We start from the raw sequence: 22,559 nt of genomic DNA, 5'->3' as shown, positions 1-22,559 counted from the left end.
CCGTCCCCCTTATGGTGCATACGGGGCATCGTCGGCCCCCGGGCGGCTCGGCCGCAAACGAATTTCCGTCGCACAGGGGCACCCTTGTGCGATCCCCCGGCAGGGGTTTGGGTAGGACGGACGCACCGGAACAGGAGGCCCGGCATGTCATCCGACACACCCGGCGGCCACGGTCCGCCCGGCCAGAGCACCCCGCTCGGCGAGGGCGAGGCGGAGGATTTACTGCATGGCATCTGCTTCAAGACGGGACCGCCCAGGATCGTGGGCGTCGAACTCGAATGGCTGCTCCACGACCGTGAACAGCCGCGGAAACCCGTTTCGCCCCACCGACTCCGGACAGCCGCAGAGGCCGTCCGGGCGCTTCCCCTCAACGCGGCACTGACCTTCGAACCCGGTGGCCAGCTGGAACTCAGCTCGCGCCCCGCCGCCTCCCTCATGGCGTGCATCGAGGAAACCGCCGCCGATCTCGTCGCCGTCCGCGACACCCTCGACACCTTGGGCCTCGTCCCCGCGGGGCTCGGCGTCGATCCCTGGAATCCGCCGTACCGGACGCTGCGCGAACCCCGGTACGACGCCATGGAGGCCGCCTTCGACCGGTGCGGCCCGTCGGGCCGCGCCATGATGTGCACCAGCGCGTCGGTCCAGGTCTGTCTGGACGCCGGGGAGGAGGAGCCGGGACCGCTCGGGTACGGGCGGCGCTGGCAGCTCGCTCATCTCCTGGGCGCGGTCCTGGTCGCGGCGTTCGCCAACTCGCCCTTCCGGCTGGGGCGGCCGACACCCTGGCGGTCGACGCGCCAGTCGCTGTGGGCCGATCTGGACCCGCTGCGCACCCTGGCGCCCTCCGGGCAGCTGCCGCCGCGCGAGGCCTGGGCGGCCCACGCGCTGGACACCCCGGTGCTGTGCATCCGGGGTGAGAAGGGGCCGTGGGAGGTTCCCGAGGGGCTGACCTTCCGGGACTGGATCCGGTCCGGACACCCCCGGCGCCCGGACCGGGCCGATCTCGACTACCACATGACCACGCTGTTCCCGCCGGTACGGCCGCGCGGGCATCTGGAACTGCGCATGATCGACGCCCAGTCCGGCGACGACGGCTGGCTGGTGCCGCTCGCCGTGACCGCCGCCCTGTTCGACGACCCGGAGGCCGCCGAGACCGTGTACCGCACCGTCAAACCCCTGGCCGAGACGGCGGGCGCGCCGTCCGCCCCGCGCAATCCGCTCTGGGTCGCCGCGGCCCGGGACGGCCTGGCCGATCCGGAGCTGCGCGCGGCGGCCGCCGTCTGCTTCGACCTCGCGCTGGAGGCCCTGCCCCGCAGGGGCGCGACCGCGCGCGTGCAGGACGCGGTGGCCGGCTTCCGCGACCGCTATGTGGCGCGCGGGCGATGTCCCGCCGACGATCTGCGCGTCCTGCTGACGACCGGCCGGGACCGGACTCCCGCCCATGCGAAGGGGACCCTGTCATGACCGAATCCCCCGGTGCCGCGCCCGGACCGCACGGCACGGCGACAGACGCGGAGCCCGAGGCGCTGCGCGCCCGCGCACTCGACGCGCTGCTCACCGCCCGTACCCGCACCACGCTGCTGACCGACAGCGTGGACGACCACGAACTGACCGCCCAGCACTCCCCGTTGATGTCGCCGCTGGTCTGGGACCTGGCGCACATCGGCAACCAGGAGGAGCTGTGGCTGCTGCGCGGTGTGGCGGGCCGTGAGGCCATGCGCCCGGAGATCGACGGCCTGTACGACGCCTTCGAGCATCCGCGCGCCACCCGCCCCTCGCTGCCGCTGCTGCCGCCCGCCGAGGCGCGCGCGTACGCCCGCGAGGTACGCGGGCGCGCGCTGGACGTCCTGGGGTCCGCACCCCTGGGCGGCCGCCCGCTGCTGGAGTCCGCGTTCGCCTTCGGGATGATCGCGCAGCACGAGCAGCAGCACGACGAGACCATGCTGATCACCCATCAACTGCGGTCCGGACCTGCCGCGCTGGACGCTCCCGAGCCGCCCCGGGCGGTGGACTCCGCGGCGCTGCCGGCCGAGGTGCTGGTCCCGGGCGGCCCGTTCACCATGGGGACGTCCACCGAGCCGTGGGCGCTCGACAACGAACGCCCCGCGCACCGCCGCGAGGTGCCCGGATTCCACATCGACACGGCGCCGGTGACCTGCGCCGCGTACCAGGCGTTCATCGAGGACGGCGGGTACACGGAGCCGCGCTGGTGGGCCCCCGAGGGGTGGGCCATGGTCCGTGGGCACGGGCTCTCGGCGCCGCTGTTCTGGCACCGCGACGCCGGACAGTGGCTGCGCCGCCGCTTCGGGGTCACCGAGCCCGTCCCGGCCGACGAACCCGTGCTGCACGTGAGCTGGTACGAGGCCGATGCCTACGCCCGCTGGGCCGGGCGCCGGCTGCCCACCGAGGCGGAGTGGGAGAAGGCCGCCCGGCACGATCCGGTCTCGGGGCGCTCCCGGCGCTATCCGTGGGGCGACGAGGACCCGACGCCCGAGCACGCCAATCTCGGGCAGCGCCATCTGCGTCCGGCGCCCGCGGGCGCGTACGCGGCGGGGCGGGCGCCGTCGGGCGCGGGTCAGCTCATCGGCGACGTGTGGGAGTGGACGTCCAGCGACTTCCTGCCGTATCCGGGGTTCGCGGCGTTCCCGTACCGCGAGTACTCGGAGGTGTTCTTCGGCCCGGAGCACAAGGTGCTGCGGGGCGGATCCTTCGCGGTCGACCCGGTGGCCTGCCGGGGCACGTTCCGCAACTGGGACCTGCCCGTGCGGCGGCAGATCTTCTCCGGATTCCGCACCGCCAGGGATCTGTGATGTGCCGTCATCTCGCCTATCTGGGACCGCCGGTGACGCTCGGCGTGCTGCTGACCGAGCCGTCGCACTCGCTGGTGCGCCAGTCCTGGGAGCCGCGCCGGCAGCGGTACGGGACGGTCAACGCCGACGGGTTCGGTGTCGGCTGGTACGCGGAGGGCGATCCGGAGCCCGCCCGCTACCGGCGGCAGGGGCCCGTCTGGGGCGACCAGACCTTCGCCGATCTGGCGCGCGTGGTGCGCAGCCACGCCCTGCTGGCCGCCGTCCGGGACGCCACCGAGGCGGATCCGGACGGTGAGGCGGCGGCCGCGCCGTTCCGCGCGGACGGGGTGCTGTTCAGCCACAACGGTGCGGTGAAGGGGTGGCCCGGCTCTCTGACGGGCCCCGCCGCCGCGCTCGCCCCGGCCGAACTGCTGAGCCTCACCGCCCGTTGCGACTCCGCGCTGGTCTGGGCGCTCGTCCGCCACCGGCTGGCGGCGGGCGAGACCCTGCCCCGGGCCGTCGCCGCCACCGTGAAAGAGGTCGACGAGGCGGCTCCCGGTTCCCGGCTCAATCTGCTGCTCACCGACGGCCACACCATCGTGGCGACCGCCTGGGGAGACACCCTGTGGCACCTGTCCGAGCCCGGCCGGCACACCGTCGTCGCCTCGGAGCCGTACGACGACGATCCGCGCTGGCGCGAGGTCCCCGACCGCACGCTGCTGACCGCGACCCGCTCCGAAGTCCTGCTGACCCCGCTCAAGGAGCCCACCGAGTGAGTCCCTTCCTGCTGACCCGCACCCTGCCGGAGGACGCGACGGACGCGGCGCTGCGCGCCGATGTGCTGCACGGTCTGACCCGGCATCCCAAGACGCTGCCGCCGAAGTGGTTCTACGACGCACGGGGCAGCGAACTGTTCGAGGAGATCACCCGGCTGCCCGAGTACTACCCGACGCGCGCCGAACGGGAGATCCTGATCGACCGCGCCGAGGAGATCGCGGCGGCCACCGGGACCCGCACCCTGGTCGAACTGGGTTCGGGCTCCTCCGAGAAGACCCGGCATCTGCTGGACGCGCTGCCGGAGCTGCACAGTTATGTGCCCGTCGATGTGAGCGAGAGCGCGCTGCGCGGGGCGGCGAAGGCGCTGCTGGCGGAGCGGCCCGAGCTGTCCGTGCACGCGCTGATCGCCGATTTCACCGCGCGTCTGGAGCTGCCCGCGACGCCGGGGCCCCGGCTGGTGGTGTTCCTGGGCGGCACCATCGGCAATCTGCTCCCGGACGAACGGGCGGAGTTCCTGACCTCGGTGCGCGCCCTGCTCTCCCCCGGCGACGCGCTGCTGCTGGGGACGGATCTGGTGAAGGACGAGGAGGTGCTGGTCGCGGCGTACGACGACGCGGCGGGGGTGACCGCGGCGTTCAACCGGAACGTGCTGTCGGTCGTGGACCGGGAGCTGGGCGCCGATTTCGTGCCGGAGGACTTCGCGCACGTGGCCCGGTGGAATCCGCGCGAGGAGTGGATCGAGATGCGGCTGCGGGCCCGGAGGGCGCTCACCGTGAAGATTCCGGAACTGGATCTGGTGATCCCCTTCGAGGAGGGCGAGGAGGTGCGGACGGAGGTGTCGGCGAAGTTCCGCGAGGACGGGGTGCGGGAGGAACTGGCCCGCGCCGGGCTGCGCCTGGCTCAGTGGTGGACGGACGCGGCGGGCCGGTTCGCGCTGTCGCTGGCGACCGTGGACTGAGCGCGGGCGGCCAGCGCGCGGCGGCCGGGCACGCTGCCCGCCGGGATCGGCGCCAGGACGTGGATCTCGGCGGTCAGCCCGGCCGCCCGCGCCACCCGCCACAGCGAGGCGGTGAGCGGGTCGTCCCCCACGAAGGCGGCGGCCCCGGCGGGCACCGGGCCGCCCCCGGCCGGCCCGGGTGTCAGATAGCGGATGCGCAGCGGCAGGACGGCGGCGCGGGCGTCGATCGCCGCCTGGAACGGGGCGGGCCTGAACCGGCCGCCGGATCCGCGCCCGCACCAGGTGCTGCCCTCGGGAAAGACGATCACCCGGTCTCCCCGCCCGAGCGCCCCGGTGACCGTGCGCACGGCGGCGGGCAGGGCCCGCAGCCGGTCGCGTTCCACGAAGAGCGTGCCGCCGAACGCGGCCAGCGGTCCGAGGAGCGGCCAGTGCCGGATGTCGCTCTTGGCGAGCATCCGGCCGGGGGCCACGGCGGCGACCAGCGGGATGTCGAGCCAGGACACATGGTTGGCGACGACGAGGGTGCCGGGGCCCGGCAGCCGTCGAGGGGGCGGGCCTGTGATCCGCACCCGTACGCCGAAGGCACGGATCACCGCGTACGCCCAGGTCCGGACGAGCCCCGCGCGGGCGGCGGGGCCCAGGAGCAGGGCGAGCGGGGCGCCCAGCACTCCGGTCAGGACGGCCGCGCACCCGGTGAGCAGCAGGGCCGCCGCGGCGAGCGGGTGGCGGGCCGGGCCGGTGCGGGTGGCGCAGCCGGCCGGGGTGCAGGGCGAGACGGGCAGCCAGACGCTCACTGCTGCGGGGCGAGCGAGAGGAAGTGGCGCAGGTAGCGGGGGTCGGTCGCGCGCAGCGAGAGCAGGACGTAGAGGTCGGCGGTGTGGAAGTCGGGGTCGTGGGCGGGGGCGCCGCAGACCCGGGCGCCGAGCCGGAGATAGCCGCGGAGCAGCGGCGGCAGTCCGGCGAGTCCGGTGCGGGTGCCGGGGAGCGCGGCGGGGGTGGGCCAGAGCCGGTGCGGGGAGACCCAGTACTCCTCGGGGGCCAGGTGCGCCGTCCGTACGGTGTCCCAGGCAGCGGCGGCGGCCGCGCCGCCGTCGGAGAGCGGGATCGAGCAGCAGCCGGCCAGCCAGTTGTGTCCGGTGCGCTCCATGTAGCGGGCGAGTCCGGCCCAGATGAGGGCGATGACGGCGCCGTCGCGGTGGGCGGGGTGGACGCAGGAGCGGCCGACCTCGACCAGGTCGTCGCGGAGCGGGGCGAGGCGGGTGAGGTCGAATTCGGTCTCGGCGTAGAGGCGGCCGGCGATGCGGGCGCGTTCGGGCGGCAGCAGCCGATAGGTGGCGACGACCTCGTCGGTGGCCGTCTCGCGGACCAGGAGGTGGTCGCAGTAGGCGTCGAAGGCGTCGGTGTCCAGTCCGGGTTCGGGGCCGTCGAGCCGGGCGCCGAACTCGGCGGAGAAGACCTGGTGGCGCAGGCGCTGGGCGGCGCGGATTCCGGCCTGGTCGGTGGCGAGGCAGACCCGGTAGCGGGGCGGTTCCGGTGCGGTGGTCCGGGTGTGCCGCTGGGCCGGGAGGGAGGGGGTGGCGGTGGGCGGGTCGGAGGGCAGCACATGCATGACGGACTCCGGGGACGGGTCGGCAAGGGCGGCTGCCGGGCGCCCGCGGGTGTGCGGGGCCCGGCTCCTTACTTCTTCCGTGACCGGCTGGATTCGACGTGTCCGCCATGGAGCGTCCGGATGTGCGACGGCTGAATCCCGTGGTGCGGTGCGGCCCCGCCGGGGTGCGGCGGGGCCGTTCCGCGGTGTGTCAGCTGCCGGCGAGCAGGGCGGTGATCTTCTCGGAGGCCCGCTTCGCCGCGGTCCTCGGGTCCTCGCCCTGGAGGACGGCCGTCATGTACGGCTTGATCGGGTTGTCGGACTCGACGGACACCCACTGCGGCGAGTTGGGGGTGGCGTGGCCGCGCCTGGCTCCCTCGGCCATGGCCGCGGTGCTCTCGTCGCCCTCGACGACGTTGGCGAGCGAGTGCTTGTTGGGCACGTAGTTCATGGTCTTGGCGAGGTCGGTCTGCCACTTCTCCCCGGCGAGGGCCCTGATGACCTCGAAGCCGGCGCTGCGCTGGTCGGCCTTCTGCGGGACGATCAGGTCGGAGCCGCCGGTGAAGACGGAGCCGGGTGCCTTGGCGGTCTTGCCCGGGATGGGGAAGAAGCCCAGCTTTCCCTTGAGTTCGGGGTTGGCCTTCTCGATCAGCGGGACGGAACTGGGGGTGGAGATGATCTGTGCGACATTCCCCTTGGCGAACACATCGGTCTGCGGGGGCTTTTCCTCGTCGGCGTCCTTGGGGCCGTCGCCCATGGCCTGGAGCCGGGAATAGAAGTCCATGCCGCGCAGCGCCGCGGGGGTGTCGAGCTTGCCCTGCCAGTCGCCTTCCTTGTCACTGGCGAGTTCGCCGCCCTCGTCCCAGATGAATCCGGAGAGCACGTACCAGTTCTGGCCGGGCAGATACATGCCCTGATTGCCGTCGCGGTTCAGCTTCTCGCTGTCCTCGATCCACTCGTCCCTGGTCTTCGGCGGGGCCTTGATGCCCGCCTCCTCGAAGAGGTCCTTGTTGTAGATCACCACGCGGTTGGCCGCGTACCAGGGTATTCCGTACTGGACGCCGCCGATCCTGCCGGGCTCGGCGAGACCGGGGATCCAGTCCTCGCTGCCCAGGTCACGCATGGACTCCAGGGTGAGATCGCGCAGGTTTCCGGTCTGGGCGTAGGTGGCGACCTGGGTGTTGCCGACCTCGATGACGTCGGGGGTGTCCTTGCCCGACAGCGCTTCGAGAACCTTGGGTCCGATTCCGCCCCACTCCTGGATCTTGAACTCCAGTTCGATCGAGGAGTGCTCCTCCTCGTAGGACTTCTTGAACCGGTCCAGGAAGTCGCTGGTCGCGCTGTCCTTCATCAGCCAGATCGTGACCTTCTTGCTGCCCGAACCACCCGAACCGGGAATCAAACCGCACCCGCCCAGGGCGAGGGAGGAAACCAGGGCAAGGGATCCGACGAGCACACGGTTTTTCACGGGGTCACCTTCTGCGGAACGGCTCGACAATATGTGAGGACCCGGTGTGGGGGACTGCGGGCTGCGCTCGCACGGGCGTGGCTGGATTTTGGTATGTACCAAATCCTTTGGTCAAGGCGCTCGGGGACGGCGCGTCGGCAGTCGATCACTCGCGAACCTTGCCGTGGTGGGGCACCTTGGTAGAGGCGAGAGGAGACAAAAGGTGTCAAACCATACGTATCGCGTCACAGAGATCGTAGGAACCTCCCATGACGGGGTGGACGCGGCCATTCACAACGGCATCACAAGAGCTTCGGAAACGTTGCACAATCTCGACTGGTTCGAGATCACAGAGGTACGCGGCCAGATCAAAGATGGCCGAATCGAGCACTATCAGGTCGGCCTGAAAGTGGGGTTCCGGCTCGACGATCCGACCTGACCCGGCCGGGCCCGAGGGCCCGGCATCCGTCGGACCCTCAGGTGCGCCCCTGGCGCTCCTGCGCGTCCTTCAGGGCGGGCGAGGCGACCGCCCAGCGGGCGCGTACCACGGTGAATCCGGCCTGCTCGGCGGCGTCGCAGACCAATTCGTCGTCGTCCACCAGCATCCGGACCGGGCGCTCGCGCCCCATCCGCCGCAGGATCTCCAGCTTGGTCCGCCGGGCCGGGCGCCGGTCGTGGTTGGCGCGCATGTGCAGCCGCCCCTCCGGCAGCCCGTGCCGGGCGAGCCAGGCCACGGTCGCCCGGCGACAGCGCTCCGGCCGGCCGGTCAGATAGACGACCTCGCACTCCTCGGCGCTGCCGACGGCGAGGGAGACCCCCTCGGGCAGCGGCGGATCCTCGGACGCGGCGGCGAAGAAGCCGTCCCAGTCGCGCGGGGATCCTTCCAGGAAGTGCTGCCGGTGCGCGGTGTCCGCGAGCGTGCCGTCCAGGTCGAATACGGCCAGCGGCCGGGCGTCGTCCGTCATGGCCCCAGCAAATCAACTCCCGGCCCCGTCCTGCCACCCGGAGCGGCGCGCCGGCCCGCGCGGTATCGTCGGCCCGCCCTGGAATCGGCCCCTTTGCCCCGGTCAGCCCATTCGAACCGTACGGAGCCCCGCCCCCATGACCACCCCCCACGATCCGTACGTCCGGGTGCGCGGCGCCCGCGAGCACAATCTCCGGGACGTGCGGGTCGACATCCCGCGCGACACCCTGACGGTCTTCACGGGCGTCTCGGGCTCGGGCAAGTCCTCGCTGGCGTTCGGCACGATCTACGCCGAGGCCCAGCGCCGCTACTTCGAGTCCGTGGCGCCGTACGCCCGTCGGCTCATCCACCAGGTGGGAGCACCGAAGGTCGGGGAGATCACCGGACTGCCGCCCGCCGTCTCGCTGGAGCAGCGCCGCTCGGCGCCGGGGGCCCGCTCCTCGGTGGGGACGGTGACGACGCTGTCCAACTCCCTGCGGATGCTGTTCTCCCGGGCCGGGCGGTATCCGGAGGGGGCCGAACGCCTGGACTCGGACGCCTTCTCGCCCAACACGGCCGCCGGGGCGTGCCCGGAGTGCCACGGCCTCGGGCGGGTGCACCGCACCTCCGAGGAACTGCTCGTGCCCGATCCGGGCCGGTCGGTCCGGGACGGGGCCATCGCCGCCTGGCCGGGCGCGTGGCAGGGCAAGAACCTGCGCGATGTGCTGGACGCGCTCGGGTACGACATCGACCGGCCGTGGCGGGACCTCGACCCGGCGGACCGGGAATGGATCCTGTTCACCGACGAGCAGCCGGTGGTGACCGTGCATCCGGTGCGCGACGCCGGGCGGATCCAGCGCCCGTACCAGGGCACGTACATGAGCGCGCGGCGCTATGTGATGCACACCTTCGCCGACTCCCGGAGCCGGGCGCTGCGGGCGAAGGCCGAGCGCTTCCTGACGAGCGCGCCCTGTCCGGTCTGCGGCGGGAGCCGGCTGCGGCCGGAGGCGCTGGCGGTGACGTTCGCGGACCGGACGATCGCCGAGCTGGCGGGTCTGGCGCTGACGGAGCTGGCGGACGTCCTGGCGTCGGCCGGCGGTGACGATGCGGCCCGGGTACTGACGGCGGATCTGCTGGCCCGGATCGGGACGGTGACGGAGCTGGGCCTGGGGTACCTGAGTCTCGACCGTACGGCTCCGACGCTCTCGTCCGGCGAGCTCCAGCGGCTGCGGCTGGCCACCCAGCTGCGGTCGGGGCTCTTCGGTGTCGTCTACGTCCTCGACGAGCCCTCGGCCGGGCTGCACCCGGCGGACACGGAGGCGCTGCTCGGGGTGCTCGGGCGGCTGAAGGAGGCCGGCAACACGGTCTTCGTGGTGGAGCACCAGCTGGACGTGGTGCGCCGGGCGGACTGGCTCGTCGACGTGGGGCCGCTGGCCGGGGAGCACGGCGGGCGGGTACTGCACAGCGGTCCCCCGGCGGGGCTCGCGCAGGTCCCGGAGTCGGCGACGCGGCGCTTCCTGTTCGACGACTCCCCCGCCCCGGTGCGCGAGGTCCGCCCGCCCACGGGGTGGCTGCGGCTGCGCGGGGTGGAGCGGCACAATGTGCGCGGCGTCGACGCGGCGTTCCCGCTCGGGGTGTTCACGGCCGTGACCGGGGTCTCCGGTTCCGGGAAGTCGACGCTGGTGGGCCAGGTGCTGGCCGGGGCGCTCGCGGACCGGCGGGCGGCCGGTGACGACGAGGCGACCGAGGAGCGTCCGGCGCCGGGGTGCGCGTCCGCCGAGGGGCTGGAGGCGGTGGACCGGCTGGTCCAGGTGGACCAGCGTCCGATCGGCCGGACGCCCCGCTCCAATCTGGCGACGTACACCGGTCTGTTCGACGTGGTGCGGAAGCTTTTCGCCGCGACGGACCTGGCCCGGGAGCGGGGGTACCGGGCCGGCCGGTTCTCGTTCAACGTGGCGGGCGGGCGGTGCGAGACCTGCCAGGGCGAGGGGTTCGTCTCGGTGGAGCTGCTCTTCCTGCCCAGTACGTACGCGCCCTGCCCGGACTGCCACGGTGCGCGGTACAACCCGGAGACGCTCGACGTCACGCTGCGGGGGCTGACCATCGCCCAGGTGCTGGATCTGACGGTGGAGTCGGCGGCCGGCTTCTTCTCGGGCACGCCCACGGCCGAGCGCAGTCTGCGGACGCTGCTCGACGTGGGGCTCGGATACCTGCGGCTCGGCCAGCCGGCCACCGAGCTGTCGGGCGGCGAGGCGCAGCGGATCAAGCTGGCCGCGGAGCTCCAGCGGGCCCGCCGGGGCCGCACCCTCTATCTGCTGGACGAGCCGACGACGGGGCTGCATCCGGCCGATGTCGAGGTGCTGATGCGGCAGTTGCACGGGCTGGTCGAGGCGGGCGGCACGGTCGTGGTGGTGGAGCACGACATGGCCGTGGTGGCCGGTGCCGACTGGGTGATCGACCTCGGCCCCGGGGGCGGTGACCGGGGCGGGCGGATCGTCGCCCAGGGCCCGCCGTCCGAGGTCGCGGGGGCGGCGGAGAGCCGCACGGCCGGGTATCTACGGGCCGCGCTGCGGCTGTGACGCACTGCGGACGAGGGGTCCAACCCTCATCAACTCCCCTAATTGCCGTATGAGTTGCCCTTAGGGTCGGCGCAGGGCATGAAACAGTAAAGTTTGTTGACAGTTACCTGGTCCAGACCAATCATGGGCATGCCTCACGGCGCACATGGCCGTGCGGCATGTGACCCCGGCCGGGAATCACAGGAACGGACCGCGTCCCCCACGGGCGCGGCAGAGCCGTGCGATCCGCCCGTTGTCTCACCCCGCTGGGAGCTGCCCCATGAGACGTCCACGAACAGTCGGCGCCGTCCTGAGCGCCATGGCCACCGTCGTCGCCACCGCAGGTCTGGTCCTCGGATCGGGCTCCGGCGCGCAGGCCGCCGCCACCGCCGCCACCCCCCTTCCCGCGCACGTCTTCGCCCCGTACTTCGAGGCGTGGAACGGCGACAGCCCGGCCGCGCTCGCCCAGGCGTCCGGGACGAAGTACCTGACCATGGCCTTCATCCAGGCCGCCACCAAGGGCTCGTGCACCGTCTACTGGAACGGCGATTCGGGCTCCCCGATCGCGCAGTCCGAGTTCGGCGCCGACTTCACCACCATGCGCTCGCGCGGCGGTGACGTCATCCCCTCGTTCGGCGGCTACACCGCCGACAACACCGGCACCGAGATCGCCGACAGCTGTACGGACGTCGACGCCATCGCCGCCGCGTACGAGAAGGTCATCACGACCTACGACGTGTCCCGCCTCGACATGGACATCGAGGACAACTCGCTGGAGAACAGCGCCGGGATCGACCGCCGCAACAAGGCGATCAAGAAGGTCCAGGACTGGGCGGCCGCCAACGGCCGCTCGGTGCAGTTCTCCTACACCCTGCCGACCACCACGCACGGGCTCGCCGAGAGCGGACTCGCCGTGCTGCAGAACGCGGTGTCCAACGGTGCCAAGGTCGACGTCGTCAACCTGATGACGTTCGACTACTACGACGGTGCCTCGCACAACATGGCGAACGACACCCAGACCGCCATCACCGGGCTCAAGGGCCAGCTGGCGAGCCTGTACCCGTCGAAGACCGACGCCCAGCTGTGGGGCATGACCGGCATCATCGAGATGCCCGGCATCGACGACTACGGCCCGGCCGAGACGTTCACCACGGCCGACGCCGTCCAGGTCTACAACTGGGCGGTCTCCAAGGGCGTCAGCACCCTGTCGTTCTGGGCACTCCAGCGCGACAACGGGGGCTGCCCCGGCACCGGCGGCAGCGACACCTGCTCCGGGATCGCGCAGGACACCTGGTACTTCAGCCACACCTTCGCCCCGTTCACCAGCGGCGGGTCCGGTCCGGTGACCGACGACTACTCGGTGGCGGTCAGCCCCGGGTCGGCGACGGTGGCACCGGGCGGTTCGGCCACGGCGACCGTGAAGACGGCCGTCACCTCGGGCAGCGCGCAGACCGTCGCGCTGAAGGCGACCGGCGCCCCGGCCGGGGTGACCGCGACGCTCAGCCCCGCCTCGGTCACCGCGGGCGGCACGTCCACCCTGACGCTCGCCACCACCTCCTCGGTGGCGCCGGGCACGTACACCGTCAATGTGACCGGCACCGCGGGCACGCTCAGCCACTCGGCGCCGTACACGCTGACCGTGTCCGGTCCGGGCGGGGGCACCGGGGCGCTGGTGAACGGTGACTTCGAGAGCGGCGCGCTCGGCCCCTGGACCTGTGAGTCCGGCGGCGCGGTCGTCTCCACGCCGGTGCACGGCGGTTCGCACGCCCTGGCCGTCGCGGCCACCGGCTCGCAGACCGGTGAGTGCACCCAGACGCTCACCCTGTCGCCCAACACGAAGTACACGCTTCAGGGGTACGTCCAGGGCAGCTACGGCTACCTCGGCGTCCGGGGCGGCGCCACGGCCGGCACCTGGGGCTCGTCGAGCGGGTACGCCAAGCAGTCGGTGGCCTTCACCACCGGGGCCTCCGGCAGCGTGACGGTCTATGTGCACGGCTGGTACGGACAGGGCACGGTCTACGCGGACGACCTCTCCGTCACCTCCTGACCCACCCGGCACGGCGCGGGACCTCCCGGTCCCGGAGGCGGGCGGCCTCCGGGACCGGGAACCGGCGCGTCCGGACCCGGTTCAGCGACGGACCTTGCGGGTGGCGCGCAGCCACTCCTTGTTCATCGCCGAGATCGACGGCAGCGGGATGCCCTTCGGGCAGGCCGTGGCGCACTCCCCGGTGAGGGTGCAGCCCCCGAAGCCCTCGCTGTCCATCTGCTCCACCATGTCGAGCACCCGGGTCTCGCGCTCGGGGGCGCCCTGCGGCAGCACGTTCAGATGGTTGACCTTCGCCGAGGTGAAGAGCATGGCCGAACCGTTGGGGCAGGCCGCGACGCAGGCGCCGCAGCCGATGCACTCGGCGTGCTCGAAGGCGAAGTCGGCGTCCGGCTTCGGCACCGGGGTGGCGTGCGCGTCGGGCGCGGTGCCGGTCGGTGCGGAGATGTAGCCGCCGGCCTGGATGATCCGGTCGAAGGCCGAGCGGTCCACGACCAGGTCCTTGACGACCGGAAAGGCCGAGGCGCGCCAGGGTTCGATGTCGATGGTGTCGCCGTCCTCGAAGGACCGCATGTGGAGCTGGCACGTGGTGGTGCGCTCCGGGCCGTGGGCGTCGCCGTTGATGACGAGGCTGCACGCGCCGCAGATGCCCTCACGGCAGTCGTGGTCGAAGGCGACGGGGTCCTCGCCGGCGAGGATGAGTTCCTCGTTGAGGGTGTCGAGCATCTCCAGGAAGGACATGTCCCGGGAGATGCCGTCCACCCGGTAGGTGGACATGGCGCCGGGGGCGTCGGCGTTCTTCTGGCGCCAGACGCGCAGGGTGAGCTTCATGCGTAGCTCCGCTGGGTGGGGTGGACGTACTCGAAGACGAGGTCTTCCTTGTGCAGGACGGGGGCTTCGCCGGTGGCGGAGAACTCCCAGGCCGCGGCGTAGGAGAACTCCTCGTCCCGGCGGGCGGCCTCGCCGTCCGGGGTCTGCGACTCCTCGCGGAAGTGGCCTCCGCAGGACTCGGCGCGGTGCAGCGCGTCGAGGCACATCAGCTCGGCGAGCTCCAGGTAGTCGACGACGCGGTTGGCCTTCTCCAGGGACTGGTTGAACTCCTCGCCGGTGCCCGGGACCTTGATGCGGCGCCAGAACTCCTCGCGGATCCTCGGGATCCGGTCGAGCGCCTTGCGCAGGCCCTCCTCGGTGCGGGCCATCCCGCAGTACTCCCACATGAGTTCGCCGATCTCCCGGTGGAAGGAGTCGGGGGTGCGGTCGCCGTCGACGGCCAGCAGCAGGTTGAGCCGGTCCTCGGTCTCGGCGACGGCCTCCTCCACGGCGGGGTGCGAGGCGTCGATCTCGTCGTGGTGGGGGTTGCGGGCCAGATAGTCGTTGATGGTCGACGGCAGGACGAAGTAGCCGTCCGCGAGCCCCTGCATGAGCGCGGAGGCGCCGAGGCGGTTGGCGCCGTGGTCGGAGAAGTTGGCCTCGCCGATCGCGAACAGTCCGGGGATCGTGGTCTGGAGGTCGTAGTCGACCCAGAGCCCGCCCATCGTGTAGTGCACGGCCGGGTAGATCCGCATCGGGGTCTCGTACGGGTTCTCCGCGGTGATCCGCGCGTACATGTCGAAGAGGTTGCCGTACTTCTCCTCGACCTTCGCGCGTCCCATCCGTTCGATGGCCTCGGCGAAGTCGAGGTAGACGCCCTGGCCGCCGGGTCCGACGCCGCGGCCCTCGTCGCAGACGTTCTTGGCGGCGCGGGAGGCGATGTCCCGGGGCACGAGGTTGCCGAAGGCGGGGTAGATCCGCTCCAGGTAGTAGTCGCGCTCGTCCTCGGGGATCTCGGCGGCGGGCCGGTCGTCGCCCTTGGCCTTCGGCACCCAGATCCGGCCGTCGTTGCGCAGCGACTCGCTCATCAGGGTGAGCTTCGACTGGTGGTCGCCGGTGCGCGGGATGCACGTGGGGTGGATCTGGGTGAAGCACGGGTTGGCGAAGTAGGCACCCCGGCGGTGGGCGCGCCAGATCGCGGTGGCGTTGGAGTTCATCGCGTTGGTCGACAGGTAGAAGACGTTGCCGTAGCCGCCGCTGGCCAGCACGACCGCGTCCGCGAAGTAGGTGTCGATCCTCCCGGTGATCAGGTCGCGGGCCACGATGCCGCGCGCCCGGCCGTCCACCACGATCAGGTCGAGCATCTCGGTACGGGAGTGCAGTTCGACGTTGCCCGCGGCGATCTGCCGCGACAGCGCCTGGTAGGCGCCGAGCAGGAGCTGCTGCCCCGTCTGGCCCCGGGCGTAGAAGGTGCGCGAGACCTGGACGCCGCCGAAGGAGCGGTTGTCGAGGAGGCCGCCGTACTCGCGGGCGAAGGGGACGCCCTGGGCGACGCACTGGTCGATGATCTCGACGGAGATCTGGGCGAGCCGGTGGACGTTGGACTCGCGGGCGCGGAAGTCGCCGCCCTTGACCGTGTCGTAGAAGAGCCGGTGGACCGAGTCGCCGTCGTTGCGGTAGTTCTTCGCGGCGTTGATGCCGCCCTGGGCGGCGACCGAGTGGGCCCGGCGGGGCGAGTCCTGGAAGCAGAACTGGACGACGTGGTAGCCCTGTTCGGCCAGGGTGGCCCCGGCCGATCCGCCGGCCAGGCCGGTGCCGACGACGATGACGGTGTGCTTGCGGCGGTTGGCCGGGTTGACCAGCTTGGCCTGGAAGCGCCGGGTGTCCCAGCGTTCGGCGACGGGCCCCTCGGGCGCCTTGGTGTCGGTGACCGGTTCCCCGGTCGTGTAGCGCGTGTAGTCGTTCATGTCAGCTCACCACTCCGGTCATGACCGCGACGGGTACGGAGACGAAGCCCACCGTCAGCACCAGGGCGAGGGCGTCGGCCAGGGTCTTGAGGACGCGGTCGCGGCTCGCGCTCCCGGCGCCGAGGGTCTGCGCGGCGCTCCAGAACCCGTGCCGGACGTGCAGCCCCACGGCGACCACGGCGACGATGTAGATGACGTTGCCGTACCAGGTGGAGAAGGTGTCGATGACGTTCTGGTACGGGTGCCCGGACTGGAAGCCGCCCGAGTGCACGGTGCCGGTGGTCAGGTCGAGGATGTGCCAGACGATGAAGAGCGCCATGATGATGCCGCCCCAGCGCATGGTGCGGGTGGCGTAGCTCGTGCGGGCCTTGCGGTGGACGTACCGGTCGGGCCGGGCCCGCAGGTCGCGCCGGCTGAGCTGGTACGCGGAGACGGCGTGCAGCACGACGGCGGCGACGAGGACGACGCGGACGATCCACAGCGCCCACTCGTGGTGCAGGAAGGGCTCGCCCATCACCCGCAGCCAGTGCGCGTAGCCGTTGAACTCGTCGGCCCCGAAGAAGATCTTCAGATTGCCCAGCATGTGGACGACCAGGTAGAGGAGCATGATCAGACCGCTCACGGCCATGATCGTCTTCTTGCCGACGGACGAGTCCCAGAGCGTGCGCGTCATGGACGGCCGTCGATCCGTCCGCGTTGCCAATGCCATGAGCACGACGCTAGGGGCGAAGGGCCCGATCAGTCCAAGACATGGAATGGCTGATATCCATAGAGGCTCCCTATCGATAGGGGTAGGCTGGATGCATGCAGCTCCAGCAGCTCACCTATTTCGTGGCGGTCGCCGAGACCCGGCACTTCACCCGGGCCGCGGAGGAGGTCCATGTCTCGCAGCCCTCCCTCTCCCAGCAGATCAGGGCCCTGGAGAACGAGCTGGGCGCCGAGCTGTTCAGCCGGGCCCGGGGGAACATCACGCTGACGGACGCCGGCGAGGCACTGCTTCCGCTCGCCCGGCGCATCCTGGCCGACGCGGACACCGCGCGCCACGAGGTCCAGGAGCTGGCCCAGCTGCGCCGGGGCCGGGTCAGGCTGGGCGCGACCCCCAGCCTCTGCACCGGGCTCCTCCCGGATGTGCTGCGCGCCTTCCACGACCGGCATCCGGGCATCCAGCTGCTCCTGGAGGAGGGCGGTTCGCACGACCTGGTCAGGGAGCTGGCCCGGGGCGCCCTCGATCTGGCCCTGGTGGTGCTCCCGCTGCCGGCCGCCTCCCCCGCGCTGACCACCGTCGAACTGCTCCAGGAGGACCTGGTGGTGGTCTCGGCGGCGGACGCGCCCCGGCCGGGGCGGCGCGGCGAGGTCCGGATCGCCGATCTGGAGGGCGTTCCACTGGTGATGTTCCGTCACGGGTACGACCTGCGCGAGCTGACCGTGGCCGCCTGCCGGGCGGAGGGCTTCGAGCCCTCGTTCACCGTGGAGGGCGGGGAGATGGACGCGGTCCTCGGCTTCGTCCGGGCGGGGCTGGGCGCCGCCGTAGTCCCGAGCATGGTGGCCGGCCGGGCGGGCCGCGACCTGCGGACGACGCCGCTGGCCCGGCCGGGTCTGCGGCGCACGATCGCGCTGGCGCACCGCAGCGACGTGGCCCCGCCGCGCGCGGCCCGCGAGTTGCAGCGGATGCTGCTGACCAGCCGGGCGGACACCGTCTGAGGCGTCCGCCCGGCCGGCTCACACCGCGTCGGCCAGCAGCAGCGAGTGGATCCGGTCCGGGGCGCCGGGGCGGGCGTAGTACCAGCCCTGCGCCGTGTCGCAGCCCAGCTTGCGCAACTGCTCCGCCTGCGCCCCGGTCTCCACGCCCTCCACCGTCACGGCCAGGTCCAGGCTGTGGGCCAGCGAGACGATGCCCTCGACGATCTTCAGGTCCACCGGGTCGGCCGGGTGGTGCTGCATGCCCTGGGTGAAGGAACGGTCCAGCTTGAGCACGCTGACCGGCAGCCGTCGCAGGTTGGCGAGGTTGGAGTAGCCGGTGCCGAAGTCGTCGAGAGCGATGTCGACGCCCATCTCGGACAGTTGCCGCAGCGGCTTCAGCAGGTCCTCGTCGGCCCCGATGAGCGCGGACTCGGTGACCTCCAGGCAGAGCGCCCCGGCTTCGAGCCCCGAGCGCTCCAGGACGTCCACCGTCTCGGCGACCAGGTTGGGGTGGTGCAGCTGGGCCGGGGAGAGGTTGACGTTGATCCGCAGGGGACCGCCGTCGCTGTGCCGCTCCTGCCAGAAGTTGGCCTGCCGCACCGATTCCTCCAGCACCCACCGGCCCAGCGGCACGATGAGCCCGGTGTGCTCGGCGAGCCCGATGAAGCGGTCGGGCCCCAGCACCCCGTGCTGCGGATGGCACCAGCGCACCAGCGCCTCCGCGCCGTGCACGGAACCGTCGCCGAGATGGACGAGCGGCTGGTACTCGATGAAGAACTCGCCGCGCTCCAGCGCCGCCGGCAGGGCCGTGGTCAGCCCGTGCCGGGTGATCGCACGGGCGTCCGCCTCCGCGTCGGCGCGCTCGAAGCGGTTGCCGCCCGCGGACTTGGCCCGGTACATGGTGATGTCCGCGCTGCGCAGCACCTCGGCGGCGCTGCGTTCGCCGGCCGGGCCCTCCACGACGCCGATGGAGCCGCGCACGCTGAGTTCGCGTCCGTCGAGCCGGATCGGCGTGCCGAGGACTCCGAGGATCCGGCAGGCCAGCTCGTCGACCTCGTCCGCCGTGTCGGTGCCGGTGGTGAGGGCGACGAACTCGTCGCCGCCGAGCCGCGCGACCATCTCGCCGGGCGCGGTGGCACAGCTCTGCAGCCGGTCCGCGACCTCGACGAGCAGCCGGTCGCCCGACGCGTGGCCGAGGCTGTCGTTGATGGCCTTGAAGCCGTCGAGGTCCAGGTAGCAGAGGCCGAAGCGCAGGCCGTCGCCCGCCGAGAGCGCTTTCTCCAGACGTTCGAAGAAGAGCGTGCGGTTGGGCAGGCCGGTGAGCGCGTCGTGGGTGGCCTCGTAGCGCAGCCGGAGGTTGAGCAGCCGGCGCTCGGTGGTGTCCTCCAGCAGCGCCAGCTGGTACTCCGGCCGGCCCTCGGCGTCGCGCAGCAGCGACACCGTCAGATTGGTCCACAGCACGGTGCCGTCGTTGCGGTAGTACGGCTTCTCGACCCGGTAGTGCTCGCGTTCGCCGCGTACCAGCTCGTTGTAGTACTTCCAGACCTGCGGCGAGTCCTCGGGGTGCACCCACTCGTTGATGCGGTGGCTGAGGACGTGGTTCTCCAGGCCGCCGAACATCCGGGTCAGGGTGTCGTTGACCTCCAGCACACGGCCGTCGAGGTCGGCGATGCCGATGCCGATCGCGGCGTCCTTGAAGACCGCGCGGAAGCGGGCCTCCGTGGCGTGCAGGGCCTGTTCGGCCTGGGAGCGCGCGGCGAGCGCGGAGCGGGCGATCGCCTCCTGCTCGGCGAGGGTGCGTTCGCGCAGTGCCTGGGAGAAGCCTCCGGCGACCGCGTGCTGGATGCGCGCGGCCCGCGACCGGCCGTCCTCGGTGGACAGGGCCTGGGGTCCGTTGCCGCCGAGGTAGAGCACCAGGTAGGAGTCGACGACGCCGAGCGTGGAGCTGAGCGCGTCGGGGTCCGTGCAGTGCGCGGCGACGAGCGCGGTGCCCACGGCGGCGGCGGGTGCCGCGTCGAAGGGGTGCGCGTGCAGGATGCCGTCGAGGGTCCGGGCCAGGGGGAGCAGATGCTGCTCGAACTCCGGCCGGGTCATGGACGTGGCCGTGGACGGGAAGATGGCCCGGCTCCAGATCGTGGCGAATCTCCGGAGCCGGTCCTCGGGCCCGTCGGGCTCCGCGTCCGGGGCTTCGGACTGCTGGGCGGGGATGCTCACGCCTTGCGTCCCACTCCGGCGAAGCCCGAGAACGCGTACGGGTCCTCGTTCTCCCGGGCGCCCGGGGTCTCGGGACGCCAGTCCGGCATGGCCACCAGACCGGGCTCGACCATCTCGTAGCCGTCGAAGAACCGGGCGATCTCGGCGCTGGAGCGCATGATCAGCGGATTGCGGATGTCCTTGTAGACGCCGACCGCGCCGCCCGCCTGCTCCTGGGTGAGCGGGATCCCCTCGTACGAGGCGTGGGTGACGACGAGAAGGCTGCCGGGGGCGAGCATGTCGCGCAGGGCGGCGACGGCGGTCTGCGGGTCGTCGGCGTCCTCGATGAAGTGGAGTACGGCGACGAGGAGCAGGGCCACCGGCCGGTCGAGGTCGAGCACCTTGGCGACCTCGGGGTGGTCGCGGATCTCCTCGGGGCGGCGCAGATCGGCGGTGGCGATCACGGCGCGGTCGTTGCCCTCCAGGACCGCCTGACTGTGTGCGACCGCGACCGGGTCGTGATCCACATAGGCGACGACCGCCTTCGGGTCGATCGCCTGGGCGACCTCGTGGACGTTTCCGAAAGTCGGTATCCCGGATCCGATGTCCAGGAACTGACTGACGCCCTCGTCCAGCGCGTAGCGCACGGCGCGTCGCATAAAGGCCCGGTTCGCCTGCATCACCTTGGGAAGTCCCGGCATGAACTCCATGGCCTTGCGGGCCGCTTCCCGGTCCACCTCGAAATTGTGCGAGCCGCCCAGATAGAAGTCATACATTCGGGACACGCTCGGCACCGAAATGTCAATGCCTTGCGGTGCCCAGGCGGGACGCTCCATCGATGTCTCCAACAAGTCGCCACGGCGATCCGGCCATGTTCATGGTCAGTGTTGACCAGAGGCTACTGATCCACCGCCAAGAGAGCGAGCGGAAACGGAAATTAGCGGTCCGTTATTGGTCACACACCAGTGGCATGTGCAACCGTCCCGTCGCTACGCGTGACATTCACCGTTCCGCGACGAACGGGAAGGGCTCCCGGACAACGCATTCCCGCCCTCTCCCCCAGCTCACCGAACAGATTGGGCCACAGGCACAACAATCGGCCACTTCGCACGACAAGCCCCGCGAAGAGCCGACTTGGCCCGCACCGGCCTTTCGCACCGTCGCCTTCGCAATTCCCCGCCGGTCCCCGCCGCCCGCCCGGCGCCGGCCGCACTCCGACCGCGGCCCGGCGTCAACACACGCGAGCCCGGCCGTCGGTACGCGAGCGTGTCGCGCGGTGTGAACTCCCGTGAAAAAAGGGGCTGTTGTGACGAAAGATGCCAGCTTCACCGGTCCAGGGGTACCCGTCCCCGGGGCGCGAACCCGCACCATCCGCACGCCGAAAGTTCCCGGGTCCCAAACACCGGGTACTCCAAGTCCGCTCCATCGGGCGAACCGGGCGACACTCCGGCGTGCCGTTCCCCGGCCCGGAACATGCTCCCCGTCGTGTACGGATCACTCATCGGCCGGCTGACCGCGGCCGTCGCCCTGACCTGGCTGCTGACCGCGCCCGCACCCGCGGTCGCCGACAGCTGCGCCTACGCGTCGATCGGGGAGGACGGCACGGGTTCCTCGGTGGCCGTCAGCGGCGACGGCGACTGCTGGGCCGGACCGGTCGAGCCCTCACCCACCCCGGAGCCCACGCCCACTCCGGCCCCGCCACCCGCGCCGCCACCTCCTCCACCACCCCCGCCCCCTCCCCCGCCGCCGTCGCCCGAGCCCCGGCCGGCCCCCGCACCACCGCCTCCGCCACCGCCCACACCCTCGCCTCCCGAGCCGGCGCCACCCCCCTCACCCGCGCCGACCTCGTCCGTGCGCCCGACGTCCGCGGCCCCCGTCGCCCTGCCCACCTACCGCCGCCCCGTCCGGAAGACGCTCCGGCGCCACACCTCGCTGGTCACGCTCACCCTCATGATCACCGCGCCCGCGGTGTTCGCCGTCGCCGTGCTGCGGCCCCGCTCCCGATGACCCACGGAGGCATCCATGTCGGAATGGCTTGTTCTCACCCTCGCCATGGCCGCGGCCTGCGCGGTCGTGCTGACCATCGCCGTCCTCAGCAACCGGCGGCTGCCCGAGGACGACGACCCGTCCGAAACACCGGACGTCATCGAGTACATGACGATGATGATCGGCGTGGTGTACGCGATCGTGCTGGGCCTGGCCATCGCGGGCGTCTGGGAGGGACGCGGCGCCGCGCAGGAGTACGTGCGCCAGGAGGCCCAGGCGCTGCACGAGGTCAGCGCGCGCTCCTCGGCCTACCCCGTGGAGGTGCGCACCCGGATCCGCGCCGATGTCGACGCCTATGTGAGCTTTGTCGTGCACGACGAATGGCGTGTCATGACCGACCACGGCAGGCTCGACGACCGCGGCACGGAACTGCTGAACCGGGTACGGGCCGACGTCACGGACTACCACCCGAAGAACGACTACGAGGGCCAGGCCTACCAGCCGCTGGTCGACCAGGTCGCCGCCGCGGACGACGCCCGCACCGCGCGCGGCCAGAGCGCCGGAGCGACGATGCCGGGCGTGGTCTGGTTCGGCCTCGTCACCGGGGCCCTGGTGACGGTGGGGCTGATCTTCACGCTCCAGATCCGGCGTACCTTCCGCGAGCTGCTGCTGGCGGGGCTCTTCAGCGTGCTGATCGCCTTCCTGCTCTTCCTCATCTGGGACTTCGACTCCCCCTTCGGCCGGGGCCTGTCGGCCACCGAGGCACCGTTCCTGGATCTGTTCCCCCAGGTGACCGGGGGTTAGGTCCTCCCCGGCGGGCCG

Annotated in this window: 19 protein-coding genes; 10 read left to right on the top strand and 9 right to left on the bottom strand. The window is 71.8% G+C overall.

Translation table 11 applies throughout. The features are described 5' to 3' along the window. Nucleotides 1–144 precede the first annotated feature (144 nt). Genes egtA through egtD form a run of 4 tightly spaced genes read left to right on the top strand, consistent with a single transcriptional unit; the run spans nucleotide 145 to nucleotide 4,521 of the window. Nucleotides 145–1,461: an ergothioneine biosynthesis glutamate--cysteine ligase EgtA gene (gene egtA, locus ACFVDM_RS10150; RefSeq protein ID WP_383635672.1), complete on the top strand. Its 1,317-nt coding sequence runs from the start codon at nucleotides 145–147 to the stop codon at nucleotides 1,459–1,461. After that, nucleotides 1,458–2,807: an ergothioneine biosynthesis protein EgtB gene (gene egtB / locus ACFVDM_RS10145; protein WP_383635669.1), complete on the top strand. Its 1,350-nt coding sequence runs from the start codon at nucleotides 1,458–1,460 to the stop codon at nucleotides 2,805–2,807. The genes egtA and egtB overlap by 4 nt, the downstream gene beginning before the upstream one ends. Continuing rightward, nucleotides 2,807–3,562 carry an ergothioneine biosynthesis protein EgtC gene (egtC, locus tag ACFVDM_RS10140; protein ID WP_383635666.1) on the top strand — a complete coding sequence of 252 codons (756 nt, stop codon included), beginning with the start codon at nucleotides 2,807–2,809 and terminating at the stop codon, nucleotides 3,560–3,562. The genes egtB and egtC overlap by 1 nt, the downstream gene beginning before the upstream one ends. Beyond that, nucleotides 3,559–4,521, top strand: a complete 963-nt coding sequence (gene egtD, locus ACFVDM_RS10135; protein ID WP_383635663.1) for an L-histidine N(alpha)-methyltransferase — start codon at nucleotides 3,559–3,561, stop codon at nucleotides 4,519–4,521. The genes egtC and egtD overlap by 4 nt, the downstream gene beginning before the upstream one ends. On the opposite strand, the gene ACFVDM_RS10130 is transcribed toward egtD, so the two are convergent. The 3 genes from ACFVDM_RS10130 to ACFVDM_RS10120 form a co-directional block, all read right to left on the bottom strand. Continuing rightward, nucleotides 4,464–5,315, bottom strand: coding sequence for a lysophospholipid acyltransferase family protein (locus tag ACFVDM_RS10130; protein WP_383635660.1), 852 nt, complete (start codon nucleotides 5,313–5,315; stop codon nucleotides 4,464–4,466). The genes egtD and ACFVDM_RS10130 overlap by 58 nt on opposite strands. Further along, nucleotides 5,312–6,130, bottom strand: a complete 819-nt coding sequence (locus ACFVDM_RS10125) for a GNAT family N-acetyltransferase (RefSeq protein ID WP_383635657.1) — start codon at nucleotides 6,128–6,130, stop codon at nucleotides 5,312–5,314. The genes ACFVDM_RS10130 and ACFVDM_RS10125 overlap by 4 nt, the downstream gene beginning before the upstream one ends. A 190-nt stretch (nucleotides 6,131–6,320) precedes the next feature. Continuing rightward, a complete protein-coding gene (locus ACFVDM_RS10120) occupies nucleotides 6,321–7,577 on the bottom strand; it encodes an extracellular solute-binding protein (protein ID WP_383635654.1) in 1,257 nt (418 codons plus the stop codon). A 202-nt stretch (nucleotides 7,578–7,779) separates the two neighbouring features. On the opposite strand from ACFVDM_RS10120, the gene ACFVDM_RS10115 reads away from it, so the two are divergent. Then, the gene (locus tag ACFVDM_RS10115; RefSeq protein ID WP_383635651.1) at nucleotides 7,780–7,995 is read left to right on the top strand and encodes a dodecin; all 216 of its coding nucleotides are present in this window, start codon (nucleotides 7,780–7,782) and stop codon (nucleotides 7,993–7,995) included. A gap of 37 nt (nucleotides 7,996–8,032) precedes the next feature. Here the strand turns inward: ACFVDM_RS10115 and ACFVDM_RS10110 are convergent, their stop codons facing one another. Next, entirely contained in the window at nucleotides 8,033–8,521 is a 489-nt protein-coding gene (locus ACFVDM_RS10110) for a hypothetical protein (protein WP_383635647.1), read from the bottom strand. A gap of 136 nt (nucleotides 8,522–8,657) precedes the next feature. On the opposite strand from ACFVDM_RS10110, the gene ACFVDM_RS10105 reads away from it, so the two are divergent. Together ACFVDM_RS10105 and ACFVDM_RS10100 are read left to right on the top strand one after the other, a co-directional pair. Beyond that, nucleotides 8,658–11,078, top strand: coding sequence for an ABC transporter (locus ACFVDM_RS10105; RefSeq protein ID WP_383635644.1), 2,421 nt, complete (start codon nucleotides 8,658–8,660; stop codon nucleotides 11,076–11,078). Nucleotides 11,079–11,337: 259 nt separating this feature from the next. After that, nucleotides 11,338–13,104, top strand: coding sequence for a glycosyl hydrolase family 18 protein (locus ACFVDM_RS10100; RefSeq protein ID WP_383635641.1), 1,767 nt, complete (start codon nucleotides 11,338–11,340; stop codon nucleotides 13,102–13,104). A gap of 81 nt (nucleotides 13,105–13,185) precedes the next feature. Here ACFVDM_RS10100 and ACFVDM_RS10095 read toward each other — a convergent pair whose 3' ends face one another. Genes ACFVDM_RS10095 through ACFVDM_RS10085 form a run of 3 tightly spaced genes read right to left on the bottom strand, consistent with a single transcriptional unit; the run spans nucleotide 13,186 to nucleotide 16,587 of the window. Next, a complete protein-coding gene (locus ACFVDM_RS10095) occupies nucleotides 13,186–13,932 on the bottom strand; it encodes a succinate dehydrogenase/fumarate reductase iron-sulfur subunit (protein WP_383635638.1) in 747 nt (248 codons plus the stop codon). Continuing rightward, nucleotides 13,929–15,878, bottom strand: a complete 1,950-nt coding sequence (locus ACFVDM_RS10090; RefSeq protein WP_383635635.1) for a fumarate reductase/succinate dehydrogenase flavoprotein subunit — start codon at nucleotides 15,876–15,878, stop codon at nucleotides 13,929–13,931. The genes ACFVDM_RS10095 and ACFVDM_RS10090 overlap by 4 nt, the downstream gene beginning before the upstream one ends. 1 nt (nucleotide 15,879) lies before the next feature. Then, the gene (locus ACFVDM_RS10085; protein WP_383635632.1) at nucleotides 15,880–16,587 is read right to left on the bottom strand and encodes a succinate dehydrogenase; all 708 of its coding nucleotides are present in this window, start codon (nucleotides 16,585–16,587) and stop codon (nucleotides 15,880–15,882) included. A 95-nt stretch (nucleotides 16,588–16,682) separates the two neighbouring features. Here ACFVDM_RS10085 and ACFVDM_RS10080 point away from each other — a divergent pair, with 95 nt between their 5' ends. Next, a complete protein-coding gene (locus tag ACFVDM_RS10080) occupies nucleotides 16,683–17,579 on the top strand; it encodes a LysR family transcriptional regulator (RefSeq protein ID WP_383635629.1) in 897 nt (298 codons plus the stop codon). An 18-nt stretch (nucleotides 17,580–17,597) separates the two neighbouring features. Here the strand turns inward: ACFVDM_RS10080 and ACFVDM_RS10075 are convergent, their stop codons facing one another. Together ACFVDM_RS10075 and ACFVDM_RS10070 are read right to left on the bottom strand one after the other, a co-directional pair. Continuing rightward, nucleotides 17,598–19,772 carry a putative bifunctional diguanylate cyclase/phosphodiesterase gene (locus ACFVDM_RS10075; protein ID WP_383635627.1) on the bottom strand — a complete coding sequence of 725 codons (2,175 nt, stop codon included), beginning with the start codon at nucleotides 19,770–19,772 and terminating at the stop codon, nucleotides 17,598–17,600. Next, on the bottom strand, nucleotides 19,769–20,587 hold the full coding sequence (locus ACFVDM_RS10070; protein ID WP_383635624.1) for an SAM-dependent methyltransferase: 819 nt from the start codon (nucleotides 20,585–20,587) through the stop codon (nucleotides 19,769–19,771). Before ACFVDM_RS10070 ends, ACFVDM_RS10075 begins: the two co-directional genes overlap by 4 nt. 649 nt (nucleotides 20,588–21,236) lie before the next feature. On the opposite strand from ACFVDM_RS10070, the gene ACFVDM_RS10065 reads away from it, so the two are divergent. Together ACFVDM_RS10065 and ACFVDM_RS10060 are read left to right on the top strand one after the other, a co-directional pair. After that, the gene (locus ACFVDM_RS10065; protein ID WP_383635621.1) at nucleotides 21,237–21,758 is read left to right on the top strand and encodes a hypothetical protein; all 522 of its coding nucleotides are present in this window, start codon (nucleotides 21,237–21,239) and stop codon (nucleotides 21,756–21,758) included. Between the two features lie 15 nt (nucleotides 21,759–21,773). Next, entirely contained in the window at nucleotides 21,774–22,541 is a 768-nt protein-coding gene (locus ACFVDM_RS10060) for a hypothetical protein (protein ID WP_383635619.1), read from the top strand. Nucleotides 22,542–22,559 lie beyond the last annotated feature (18 nt).

It is taken from the genome of Streptomyces sp. NPDC057682 (assembly GCF_042799575.1).
In the GTDB taxonomy this organism is placed as follows: Bacteria; Actinomycetota; Actinomycetes; order Streptomycetales; family Streptomycetaceae; genus Streptomyces.
The sequence above is the reverse complement of the archived record's forward strand: the minus strand, read 5'-3'. Positions and strand labels throughout refer to the sequence as shown.

Bases quoted from the DNA above. Each gene is read 5' to 3' on its own strand.
- egtA (WP_383635672.1), top strand. From the start codon at position 145: ATGTCATCCGACACACCCGGCGGCCACGGTCCGCCCGGCCAGAGCACC.
- egtB (WP_383635669.1), top strand. From the start codon at position 1,458: ATGACCGAATCCCCCGGTGCCGCGCCCGGACCGCACGGCACGGCGACA.
- egtC (WP_383635666.1), top strand. From the start codon at position 2,807: ATGTGCCGTCATCTCGCCTATCTGGGACCGCCGGTGACGCTCGGCGTG.
- ACFVDM_RS10125 (WP_383635657.1), bottom strand. From the start codon at position 6,130: ATGCATGTGCTGCCCTCCGACCCGCCCACCGCCACCCCCTCCCTCCCG.
- ACFVDM_RS10110 (WP_383635647.1), bottom strand. From the start codon at position 8,521: ATGACGGACGACGCCCGGCCGCTGGCCGTATTCGACCTGGACGGCACG.
- ACFVDM_RS10105 (WP_383635644.1), top strand. From the start codon at position 8,658: ATGACCACCCCCCACGATCCGTACGTCCGGGTGCGCGGCGCCCGCGAG.
- ACFVDM_RS10100 (WP_383635641.1), top strand. From the start codon at position 11,338: ATGAGACGTCCACGAACAGTCGGCGCCGTCCTGAGCGCCATGGCCACC.
- ACFVDM_RS10095 (WP_383635638.1), bottom strand. From the start codon at position 13,932: ATGAAGCTCACCCTGCGCGTCTGGCGCCAGAAGAACGCCGACGCCCCC.
- ACFVDM_RS10090 (WP_383635635.1), bottom strand. From the start codon at position 15,878: ATGAACGACTACACGCGCTACACGACCGGGGAACCGGTCACCGACACC.
- ACFVDM_RS10085 (WP_383635632.1), bottom strand. From the start codon at position 16,587: ATGGCATTGGCAACGCGGACGGATCGACGGCCGTCCATGACGCGCACG.
- ACFVDM_RS10080 (WP_383635629.1), top strand. From the start codon at position 16,683: ATGCAGCTCCAGCAGCTCACCTATTTCGTGGCGGTCGCCGAGACCCGG.
- ACFVDM_RS10070 (WP_383635624.1), bottom strand. From the start codon at position 20,587: ATGGAGCGTCCCGCCTGGGCACCGCAAGGCATTGACATTTCGGTGCCG.
- ACFVDM_RS10060 (WP_383635619.1), top strand. From the start codon at position 21,774: ATGTCGGAATGGCTTGTTCTCACCCTCGCCATGGCCGCGGCCTGCGCG.